Origin of the sequence: Pseudoalteromonas sp. DL2-H2.2, assembly GCF_021532535.1 — a bacterium.
Classification (GTDB): Bacteria; Pseudomonadota; Gammaproteobacteria; order Enterobacterales; family Alteromonadaceae; genus Pseudoalteromonas; species Pseudoalteromonas rubra_A.
The window spans coordinates 52,740-62,787 of record NZ_JAKGBD010000021.1 but is presented as its reverse complement, the minus strand read 5'-3'; the positions used below and the strand labels follow the sequence as shown (position 1 = coordinate 62,787).

Sequence of the window (10,048 nt, the reverse complement as noted above, 5' to 3'; positions counted from 1 at the left end):
GACAGTCAACGTGCGCGTAGTGGCGAGTTGGTGTGTCGTACTCAACGTGTGAAGTTGAGATTGTGATACCACGCTCACGCTCTTCTGGAGCGTTATCGATTGATGCGAAGTCTTTCGCTTCACCACCATATACTTTTGCAAGTACGTTAGTGATTGCTGCAGTTAGGGTAGTTTTACCGTGGTCAACGTGGCCGATAGTACCAACGTTAACGTGCGGTTTCGAACGTTCAAACTTTTCTTTTGCCATGACGGAACCTATAAGTTTTGTGTATCTAGATTACATATAAAAATAATCCACACGCCACAACGGCGGCAGACTAGAATTATTAAGTACAATTATAAATGTTTTTATGACAAATCAAAGGAAGTATTTAGGAAGATCCGAAGACTGGTGCTGATAGGCAGATTTGAACTGCCGACCTCACCCTTACCAAGGGTGCGCTCTACCAACTGAGCTATATCAGCACACCAGAAAACTGGAGCGGGCAGCGGGAATCGAACCCGCATCATCAGCTTGGAAGGCTGAGGTAATAGCCATTATACGATGCCCGCTTTAGGAACCTGTTCTTAACTACCTCTAACCGTCAAGAATAAAGTGGTGGAGGGGGCTGGATTCGAACCAGCGAAGGCAGTGCCGTCAGATTTACAGTCTGATCCCTTTGGCCGCTCGGGAACCCCTCCACGTCAAAAATTCTTGTCTAAAGCGTTGCTGTTTAAAAACTGGTGCCGACTATCCGAGTCGAACGGATGACCTACTGATTACAAGTCAGTTGCTCTACCAGCTGAGCTAAGTCGGCACTGCTTTAGTACGGGGCGAGATATTAGAGGAATGACCGGGACTATGCAACACCCAAAGTAAAAAAAATCACAGATAATTGTTTAAATGGTCACATTTACAGCAAAAACCTGTATTGCAGGCAAATTATTATGCAAACTGCTGATATTTACGCCAGTACATCAGGCCTTGCAGCACCAAAATATCATTATATGTGCTTGGCCGGGCTAAGTGTTGTTGCATTAATTCGCCATATCCACCTGCACAAACAATCACAGGCGTGTCGTCAGACTGGCTCAAATAGTATTCCAGCGCACCCAGGGTGGCGACCAGAGCACCATTTTTGACCGCATTGGGCGTATTGGTGCCCAGCTCAGGCAAAAATAAGCTGGTGTCATCACTGAAGACTTTCTGGGTATTACTAACCAGGCTGCTGATCATCATATCCAGGCCGGGCAAGATCCAGCCACCCAGATGTTGTCCGGCTTTATTTAGCACATCTATTTTACTGGCGGTGCCACAATCGAGTATCACGCAACTTTGTTGTGGATAAAGATGATAACAGGCCACCACCGTCAGCCAGCGATCTATCCCGAGGTTCTCAAATTGCGGATAAGCGCAAGTTAACCCACCCAATGTTGCACTGGTCTTAGCCTGATAATGTGGAATCGCCAGTTGCTGCGCACGTGCAATTAGTGGCGCCACCAGCTCTCCCTTGCCCACCTGCGCAATCAGCACTTCTTCTATCTCTGACCAGGGAATGTCTGCCTCATTCACTAAGGTGATAACGTCCCCTGCCAGCGTTGCCGTTTTCAGTGCCGTATTGCCCACATCTACCAGCAGTTTCATGATGCTTCCTTACGCACTGAGATTTCGCCACCATAATAGGTTTTAAGCTCGCCATCCTGACGCAGCACTAGTCCACCTTGTGAGTCTATGCCTTCACAAATGCCCCGCCACTGTTTTTGCCCTGTGGTCAGCGTCACGCCCTGCTGACGATGCACATTCAGTGCATTCCACTGCTCAGTCATCACACTCAACCCATGACGCTGGTAAATCTCTAGGCGCTTTTGCAGACATAAAGTCAGCACGGCCACCAGCTGATTTTTATTTACCGCGCTGACGTGCTGGCTCAAATCCGTCCAGGCCTGATCGATTTGTCCGGCAGCGCTCTCTGGCATAGCGACATTCAGCCCTATACCAATCACCAGATGACATGGGCCTTCAACCTGGCCGTCCAGCTCAACCAAGATGCCCGCCAGCTTTTGTTCATTCACATACACATCGTTTGGCCACTTCAGTTGCACATCCAGGTCGAACAAGGCTGTAAGCGCATCGTGTACCGCCAGCCCGACGGCAATCGACAACCCCATGGCAGCCTGCATACCTTCATCGAGCTGCCAGTAACAGCTGTAATATAAGTTGGCACCAAATGGCGACTGCCACTGACGACCACGTCGGCCTCGCCCGGCCTGCTGCATTTCTGCAACCAGCACTTGCCCTTTGGGAATAGACTGGTGAGCCTGAATACGACGCATCAGCTCGCTGTTCGTGGAATCAATAATAGAGTGCACTTCTATCTGACACGGCGTGTCGCTGAGCTGCGCCCAGCTCTGACGGATCTCCGCTTCCTCTAATAAAGGCAGGCTGTTATTAAGGCGATAGCCCTTGCCCGTCACCTTAAAAATGTCGATACCCATTTGCTGTAAAGACTTAATGTGCTTAGACACCGCCGCCCGGCTGATCCCCAACTGTTCGCCCAGTGCCTGTCCGGAAACAAATTCACCGCACTTCAGGGCATGTAAAATGGCCAGCTTGTTGCCATCGGGTGCTTTAACCATAGTGGGCTTCCTGTATTGTAATTTCACCCTGCGGGCCTATCAGCCTGACCTCATGCTCCAGCACAATGTCAAACTGGGTAAGTATAGTGTGCTGAATATGGCTGATCACCGCCTTTAGGTCCTCACCATTACTGTGGCCTTCATTGACCAGCACCAGGGCCTGGCGCTCATACACTCTGATCCCACCCTGCTGATAGCCTTTAAGCCCGGCGCGTTCAATGAGCCAGCCCGCGGCCAGCTTGCAATGCTGCGCATCGACCGGGTAACTGGGCATATCGGGATAACGACTGGCTAAGGCATCGGCTTGCGCTTTGTCGACCACCGGATTTTTAAAAAAGCTGCCGGCGTTTGCCAGTACCTGAGGGTCGGGCAATTTACTACGCCGGGTTGCCATCACTTGTTCAGCGACCGCCTGTGGGGTCACCGTCTCGCGGCAGAGTGTTTTTAGCGGGCCATAGCTCAACACAGGCTGCCACTGCTTAGGTAGATGCAGAGTCACTTCGGTAATAATAAAGCGGTCTTTCAGTGCATGTTTAAACACAGAATCGCGATAGCCAAGCTCACAGGCCGCTTTATCAAGGGTTTGCATGGTTCGGCTGGCAATATCAAAGCCCTGTACCTGATACAACACATCGGCCAGCTCCACGCCATAAGCGCCGATATTCTGGATCGGGGCTGCACCCAGAGTGCCCGGGATTAAGACTAAGTTCTCGAGTCCGCCAATCCCTTGTGCCAGCAGATGCATCACCAGTGCATGCCAGGATTCACCGGCTGCTGCGCGCACAACGTAGTGACTGGCTTGTTCTTCGATTGCCACGCCACGATTGGCCATTTGGATCACTGTGCCCGCATAATCGCCCAGGAACACACTGTTACTGCCCTCACCTAAAATATAAAACGGCGTACTAAAATCGTGGTCGTAAAGCTGCGCCGGATCCGTTATACGCAGCAAGGAGCTGCATGACGCCGGTAGCGAGAATGTGTGTAATGACTGCAATGACTGCACATCCGAACCCTGTAACAAATGCAAAATTGCCGCTAGTGTAGCCTATCCTTGGCTTTGGCGCATCAAGGTGTCATTTTGGCACTTAAGTGGTATAACAACGGCTCTACTCACATCATGAGCAAGGATAATAATGAAACTTTCTGCCCTAACCTTTGGTCTTGCCTTGGCAGGCCTGTCACATACCGCGCTGAGTGCTCAGGCGGTGGACGAACACACCTATGCCAACCTCAACGACGTGATCAGTACACACCTTCACCTGGATCTGGATGTCGACTTTGCAGACAAACAGCTGGAGGGTTTTGTGGAACACACGCTGGCATGGCAAAACAAACAAGCCAGAACCCTGGTGCTGGATACCCGAGATCTTGAAATAGACAAGGTGATGTATCAGGGCAGCAACGGCAAATGGCATCCTGCCTCTTTCACCCTTGATAAACGCGATGATGTGAAAGGCGCCAAACTGACAATCCGCTTTAAGCAACAAGCAAAAAAAGCCCGTATCTACTACAACAGCTTGCCACAGGCATCCGGTCTGCAATGGCTGACGCCAGAGCAAACCGCCAGTAAGTCGCATCCTTTTATGTACAGTCAGTCTCAGGCTATCCATGCCCGCAGCTGGATCCCCGTCCAGGACACGCCTGCGATGCGTGTTACTTATTCCGCCCGCGTTAATACACCCAAAGATGTGCGTGCAGTCATGAGTGCCGACAACAGTGGCGCGCTAATCAAAGATGGCGACTATTGGTTTGATATGCCGCAGGCCATTCCGCCTTATCTTATCGCCATCGGTGCCGGTAACCTCGAATATAAAGAAATGTCGCACCAAACCGCCATCTTTGCTGAGCCACAGATATTAGATGCCTCTGTTGCTGAGTTTAATGACACCCAGGCGATGATAGATAAAACCAACGCCATGTACGGCGAATATGCCTGGGGACGCTACGACTTGCTAATGCTGCCGCCGAGCTTCCCGTTTGGTGGCATGGAAAACCCACGCTTATCCTTTATAACGCCTACCGTCGTTGCAGGTGACAAAAGCCTGGTTAACCTGATCGCTCACGAGCTGGCGCACTCCTGGTCGGGCAACCTGGTCACTAATGCCACCTGGGAAGACCTGTGGCTGAACGAAGGTTTTACCTCTTATGTCGAAAACCGCATTATGGAAGAAGTGTTTGGTCGTGAGCGCGCGGTCATGGAGCAAGCATTGGATTCTGCCAGACTGCGGACCGTCGTTGAAGAGTTGCCGGCACCGGATACGCGCCTGAACCTGCGCCTCAATGGTCGCGATCCGGACGATGCATTCAGCACCGTACCTTACACTAAAGGTCAGCTATTCCTGATCCACCTGGAAGAAAAGTTTGGCCGTAAAGTGTTTGACGCCTTTGTGAAAGGCTACTTTGACGCCTACGCGTTTAAATCGCTGACCACCGCCGAGTTTGTTCAATATATAGAAAAACACCTCATCAACAAACATCCAGGCATAGTCAGCATGGATAAGGTCAATGAGTGGATCCACCAGCCGGGATTACCTGCCGATGCACCAAATCCGACCTCAGATGCATTTGATAAAGTAGATGCCGCAACAAAGGCCTGGTTAGCTGGTAACAGCACGCTTGATGCCATTCCCACCACCAGCTGGACGGTACATGAGTGGCTGCACTTTATTAATAACCTGCCGCGCGACCTGGCACAGGATAAAATGGCAGCGCTGGATCAGGCATTTGGACTGACCAACTCAACCAATGCCGAACTGGCCTTTGCCTGGTTTATGCTGGCCGTCGGCAATGGCTATGATGCCATTTACCCGGCCCTCGACAAGCACCTCAGTGGCATTGGTCGTCGCAAGCTCATTGTGCGCTTGTACAAATCACTGGTTGCCAATGGTAAACGCGACTGGGCTTATGAAGTCTATCAAAAAGCCCGCCCGGGTTATCACCCGTTAGCACAAGGCACTATTGATGCTATCTTTGCTAACTAATTGATACCGACAACAGTACAGCCTCATTGAGGCTGTACTGTTTCTAAAAACGCCGCGCGCTGAGCCGGACTCGCCTGTTGCCACCAGAACTCCAGCATTGCCGCTGCGTCGGGCTTGCCAGCATGAGGGGCTGCGGGTACAGCGTCAGACAAAGCAGGTTTATCAGCTTGAGTCGCCACAGGCGGTTCGACAGGTAAAGAGTCGGCATAATCTGGCTTAGTCACCGGAGTTTTAAGCCTTTCTGCTGCCTGCGGTACTGAGCGGATCCGCAGTTGTTCAGTCAGCGTTTTGACTGGCGTACGCGTCCCATCAGGCGCTTTAAGCCACAGCTGTGGCTGCTTTGCAAATTGCTTAGCGGCTTTAAGTGTATCGGCCCGTTCAAACTCCACGTGATAATCTCCCTGCTCAGCCACCTCAACGGTCACCCAGAACGGCTTTGACTCAATCACTTCGTGATCGTCATACCCGATCTCGTACAGGTCCGTATATTTAACGCGCAGCTGATGTCTGCCCGCTGCCAGCGACAGCTCCCGTACTTTATTAAAAAACGAGTGCTCTATTTCCTTTTGTCCAACCTGTAACGGCAGCAACTCTTCGGGAAAATATAACTGTGCCGCCAACGCTTGCCCACTGAGCAAACTGACCAGCAGAAAGTAAAAAATGCGTGTTTTCTTCATAATTCCTCTTTATTTTGTTGTTAATGTGGCTGACACTTAGCTTTGAACCTAAAACTGCAACAGAGCATTCAAGCGTTCCGTTCAGGCCATACACCTGCACTCAATGCGATTGTCAGATGATTAAACTCTGAACAACCATTTTCGCTTGTATCTTACTCTTTGCACGCTATGCTGATCAGCTAAACTATCGTCTACAAGGAAAAATAATGAGCCAAGAAACAATTTTTACCAAGATAATTAATCGGGAAATTCCCGCCGATATCCTGTATGAAGATGATCTGGCCCTGGCATTTAAGGACATCAATCCGCAAGCCCCCTTTCATGTTCTGGTGATCCCAAAAACCCCGATTGCCACCATGAATGACATTAATGAAGAAAATGCACACCTGGTTGGGCATTTGTATCTGGTAGCAGCTAAACTGGCTAAAGAGCATGGGTTTGCAGACAACGGCTATCGCGCAGTCATGAACTGTAATAACGATGGCGGTCAGACCGTCTACCACATTCATTTACATGTACTTGCCGGTAAAGAAATGGGCTGGCCACCATACCAGGATAAGAAAAAAGTGCTAAGCTAAATTATTCTTTGTTAAAGAATGTAATTTACTAACATATTAGCAAAAACATAATTAAAATTATAAAAGTCAAAGCCTTAGGTATTTAGCTAAGGCTTTAATTCGACAACAAGATCAGAAATGCCACAATATATAGCAGAACAATCTATTTATTGATGAGATTTCTAATACAAAAGGCCTGAGTCACGTGATAGCATTGCGTAATCAGACAGAATGAGAGTGTTTTCCACATGAGCAGTACTGCATTTTTATTGCTAGACAAAGAACCTATTAACACCATAGGCGTCAATGTATTACAACCTTTACTGAAAACTCAGGGGTTGGACGTAATCACTGGGACAGATATTTCAGAAGTACCAGAGAACACTCGTTTGCTCTTCATTGAAACAGCCGCTAACGACGCCTGGGGTCAGTTAAAAGAGCAGCTCGTCAACCTCAAAGTCAGCTGTGACATTGTTCTGTTCAATCTGGATGAAAACCCGGAGCTGGCCAATCGCGCCTTGCTCAGCGGTATCCGAGGTGTCTTTTACACCACGGATAATGCGGATGTGCTGATGAAAGGGATCCGTCTGCTGATGGAAGACCAGCTCTGGTATCGTCGCGAGATTATGTGTAATGCATTGAACCGCATGTTGCAGTTTAACAAAGATGCACTACACAAACTGACCGAAGGTGATATTGAGCCGGTGAAACTCACCAAGCGTGAAAAGGCCATTATTACTCTGATGAGTAAAGGCTCCAAGAACAAAGAAATTGCTGAAGACTTGAACATCAGCCCGCATACGGTGAAAACGCACCTTTACAGTGCATTCAGAAAAACGAAATGCCGTAACCGGATTGAATTATTGTCCTGGGCGCAACAAAACATCCCGGACGAGATCCGCTAGCGGAGTCGTCACTGCAAGCGCGATTGCAGCAGTGCCAAATTAACAACGGCACTGTTGCGCGCTTTACACCGCTTTACTGATTTCCCACTTCCTTTTATGCTAGCAAAGTCGATTTATTGCTAGGGCACACCATGCTGGATCCCAAAACTCTGTATGTCACCAGCGTCGTTATGACGGCCATGATGACACTTCTTAATTATCTGACATGGCGGGCCAACAAAGACACCCCCGGCACGGTGTTATACATTTTTTATCCTATGGTGTTGTTTGCCGGTATTATTGGGTTTGCACTACACAGCCATTTCCAGCAGTGGCAGACCATAGGGGTCGCCAATGGTCTGTTGTTTGCGGCATCCATGCTCCATTGCTGGGCGATCAGCCAGTTTCTTGGTGTCCGGGACAAAGCCTTTCAGTTTTATCTGATTATCACCGGGATATTGTTTTGCGCCCTGGTCTATTTCAGCGCCGTTGCACCGGGGCTCAGACAGCGCATCCTGATCTCCGATCTCCAGCATATCGCCGAAGCATTGCTGCTGCTGTACTATTTTATCCGCTATGCCCATCCCCTGTATCCCAATGGCAGCATCGTCTATCTCATTGTGCTGAGCTTTATTCTGTGTGTGTTTACCGGCCGTACCTTATTAATGGGTGAGATCAACCATGCTAACCTACTCGACAGCCCCTGGTTCACCATCACGCTGTTTTTCAATGGCGTCCTGGCCCCCATTTTTTACGCCACCGGGATGGCCATACTATGTAACGAGCGGCGCGAACATAACCTCAATCGCCTGACTGAAAAAGCCCAGCAAGACCTGGAGATCCGCGGTTTGTTTCTGTCCACCGTCAGTCATGAGATCCGCACCCCCCTCAACGGGATACTGGGCAGTGCGCAACTGGTGCTTAACCGTATTGGAGATCAGGCCAGCAAAGCCTACTGCGAAGCCATTATTAACTCTGCCGAGTCCCTCAATTTACTCATCGACAAGGTACTCGACTACGCCAGTCTGGAGCAAAGCGACGAGGTGCTGGCTGCCGAAGACATTGAATTTAAAAGCTGGCTGAACAACCTTTGCCTGCTGATGACCCCAATGGCCGAGCAGCGCGGGCTCACCTTTACGCTGGTATACGACATGCCCGAGCAGGTTTGCTATTACTGTGACCAACAAAAACTGCGCCAGATCCTGCTCAACCTGGTCGGTAACGCCATCAAGTTTACCGATCAAGGTGAGGTCAAGATCTGTGTCGAGCTGGTCAAAGAAGGCAATATGGAGCACCGGGTGCGTTTTAGCGTGATAGACACCGGCCCCGGCATTGAAGAAGAAGACATAGAAAAACTCACCGAGCCTTATGTGCAAAGCAGCGCCGGAAAAACCAAAGGCGGCACTGGTCTGGGACTGGCTATCACGGCACGTTTGCTGGATAAAATGGGCAGCCAGCTGGAGATCATTAGCGAGCTGGATAAAGGCAGCTCCTTCAGCTTTGACTTAACCTTAACCGTCGGAGAACTCAGCCTGGTTGAAAAGCGCCATCACAATGTCGACTACGCCACCGGTCTGGACGTTCTGTTGGTTGAAGACTTAGACCTCAATCGCAAGATTGCCATCGAGTTTATGGCCATTGATGAACACAGGATCAAGCTGGCCAACGATGGTCAAAGTGCCATAGAGCAGCTCACTAAGCATGCCTTTGATGTGGTGCTGCTGGATATGAACCTGCCAGACTTAACCGGCCAGGAGGTGCTCAAGCGCCTCAAAAACATAGAACATAAAAATCGCCGCACGCCGTTCTTAGCCTTTACCGCCAGCCTCAGCCCGGAAGAAATTAAGGAGTATCTGGCACTCGGGATCCGCGACGTTGTGGGTAAACCAATCAAACAAGATAAACTGCGTCAGGCCATCAGCAACTCACAAAAAGCGCAAACGCCGGACATCAGTGTCGAGCTCAGTGACACTTTATATGATGAAAGCGCGGTCGCGTCGCTCAGTGGCTTTAGCGAAGATGAAGTGTCGTCAATTTATAATGAATTTGTGTTATCCGCACGCACTAAACTGCGTCACATTCAGCAGCTACTGGATGAGGACGATCAACAGTGCATCAAACTCTTGCACCGCCAGGCCAGCACGGCCTTGCAGCTTGGCTTTAATCGCTATGGCCTGACGCTTAAGAAAATTGAACGCCGACTGCTGGATAAGAAACGCTGTGACGAGGAGCTGGCAGATGCCATGGTCTTATGGCAACAGAGCCTGGAAGCATATTTGCAGTATGTGCGCCACCAGACCGTCGGCTGACACAGGAGGCTTATAAGCAAA

9 protein-coding genes and 4 tRNA genes are annotated in these 10,048 nt (G+C 49.8%); 4 read left to right on the top strand and 9 right to left on the bottom strand.

What is annotated here, in order from left to right; all coding sequences use genetic code 11:
- The 8 genes from L1285_RS22360 to murB form a co-directional block, all read right to left on the bottom strand.
- A partial coding sequence (locus tag L1285_RS22360) for a GTP-binding protein (RefSeq protein ID WP_235413663.1) occupies window positions 1-247 on the bottom strand: 247 nt, incomplete at its 3' end.
- Window positions 248-389: 142 nt separating this feature from the next.
- Window positions 390-465: transfer RNA gene (locus tag L1285_RS22355), tRNA-Thr, on the bottom strand.
- Window positions 466-477: 12 nt separating this feature from the next.
- Window positions 478-552 (bottom strand) — tRNA-Gly (locus L1285_RS22350).
- 44 nt (window positions 553-596) lie between these two features.
- Window positions 597-681 (bottom strand) — tRNA-Tyr (locus L1285_RS22345).
- Window positions 682-721: 40 nt separating this feature from the next.
- A tRNA-Thr gene (locus tag L1285_RS22340) sits at window positions 722-797 on the bottom strand.
- A gap of 128 nt (window positions 798-925) precedes the next feature.
- Window positions 926-1,624, bottom strand: a complete 699-nt coding sequence (locus L1285_RS22335; protein WP_235414389.1) for a type III pantothenate kinase — start codon at window positions 1,622-1,624, stop codon at window positions 926-928.
- Window positions 1,621-2,616, bottom strand: a complete 996-nt coding sequence (gene birA, locus L1285_RS22330) for a bifunctional biotin--[acetyl-CoA-carboxylase] ligase/biotin operon repressor BirA (protein ID WP_235414388.1) — start codon at window positions 2,614-2,616, stop codon at window positions 1,621-1,623. Before birA ends, L1285_RS22335 begins: the two co-directional genes overlap by 4 nt.
- On the bottom strand, window positions 2,609-3,622 hold the full coding sequence (gene murB, locus L1285_RS22325) for a UDP-N-acetylmuramate dehydrogenase (protein WP_235414387.1): 1,014 nt from the start codon (window positions 3,620-3,622) through the stop codon (window positions 2,609-2,611). Before murB ends, birA begins: the two co-directional genes overlap by 8 nt.
- Window positions 3,623-3,752: 130 nt before the next feature.
- Between murB and L1285_RS22320 the strand changes: the two genes are divergently transcribed.
- Window positions 3,753-5,600 carry a M1 family metallopeptidase gene (locus tag L1285_RS22320; RefSeq protein WP_235414386.1) on the top strand — a complete coding sequence of 616 codons (1,848 nt, stop codon included), beginning with the start codon at window positions 3,753-3,755 and terminating at the stop codon, window positions 5,598-5,600.
- A 23-nt stretch (window positions 5,601-5,623) separates the two neighbouring features.
- On the opposite strand, the gene L1285_RS22315 is transcribed toward L1285_RS22320, so the two are convergent.
- Window positions 5,624-6,277: a DUF2057 domain-containing protein gene (locus tag L1285_RS22315; RefSeq protein WP_235414385.1), complete on the bottom strand. Its 654-nt coding sequence runs from the start codon at window positions 6,275-6,277 to the stop codon at window positions 5,624-5,626.
- A 206-nt stretch (window positions 6,278-6,483) separates the two neighbouring features.
- Here L1285_RS22315 and L1285_RS22310 point away from each other — a divergent pair, with 206 nt between their 5' ends.
- The 3 genes from L1285_RS22310 to L1285_RS22300 all read left to right on the top strand — a co-directional run bounded on the left by L1285_RS22310 (window position 6,484) and on the right by L1285_RS22300 (window position 10,027).
- Window positions 6,484-6,855 (top strand): histidine triad nucleotide-binding protein, encoded by a 372-nt coding sequence (locus tag L1285_RS22310; RefSeq protein WP_046005842.1) that lies wholly within the window; start codon window positions 6,484-6,486, stop codon window positions 6,853-6,855.
- Between the two features lie 227 nt (window positions 6,856-7,082).
- Window positions 7,083-7,739, top strand: coding sequence for a helix-turn-helix transcriptional regulator (locus L1285_RS22305; protein WP_046005841.1), 657 nt, complete (start codon window positions 7,083-7,085; stop codon window positions 7,737-7,739).
- Window positions 7,740-7,870: 131 nt separating this feature from the next.
- On the top strand, window positions 7,871-10,027 hold the full coding sequence (locus tag L1285_RS22300) for an ATP-binding protein (protein WP_235414384.1): 2,157 nt from the start codon (window positions 7,871-7,873) through the stop codon (window positions 10,025-10,027).
- Window positions 10,028-10,048 lie beyond the last annotated feature (21 nt).

Excerpts from the sequence above, each read along its gene's own strand:
- L1285_RS22335 (WP_235414389.1), bottom strand. The coding sequence starts at position 1,624 with ATGAAACTGCTGGTAGATGTGGGCAATACGGCACTGAAAACGGCAACG.
- birA (WP_235414388.1), bottom strand. The coding sequence starts at position 2,616 with ATGGTTAAAGCACCCGATGGCAACAAGCTGGCCATTTTACATGCCCTG.
- L1285_RS22320 (WP_235414386.1), top strand. The coding sequence starts at position 3,753 with ATGAAACTTTCTGCCCTAACCTTTGGTCTTGCCTTGGCAGGCCTGTCA.
- L1285_RS22315 (WP_235414385.1), bottom strand. The coding sequence starts at position 6,277 with ATGAAGAAAACACGCATTTTTTACTTTCTGCTGGTCAGTTTGCTCAGT.
- L1285_RS22310 (WP_046005842.1), top strand. The coding sequence starts at position 6,484 with ATGAGCCAAGAAACAATTTTTACCAAGATAATTAATCGGGAAATTCCC.
- L1285_RS22305 (WP_046005841.1), top strand. The coding sequence starts at position 7,083 with ATGAGCAGTACTGCATTTTTATTGCTAGACAAAGAACCTATTAACACC.
- L1285_RS22300 (WP_235414384.1), top strand. The coding sequence starts at position 7,871 with ATGCTGGATCCCAAAACTCTGTATGTCACCAGCGTCGTTATGACGGCC.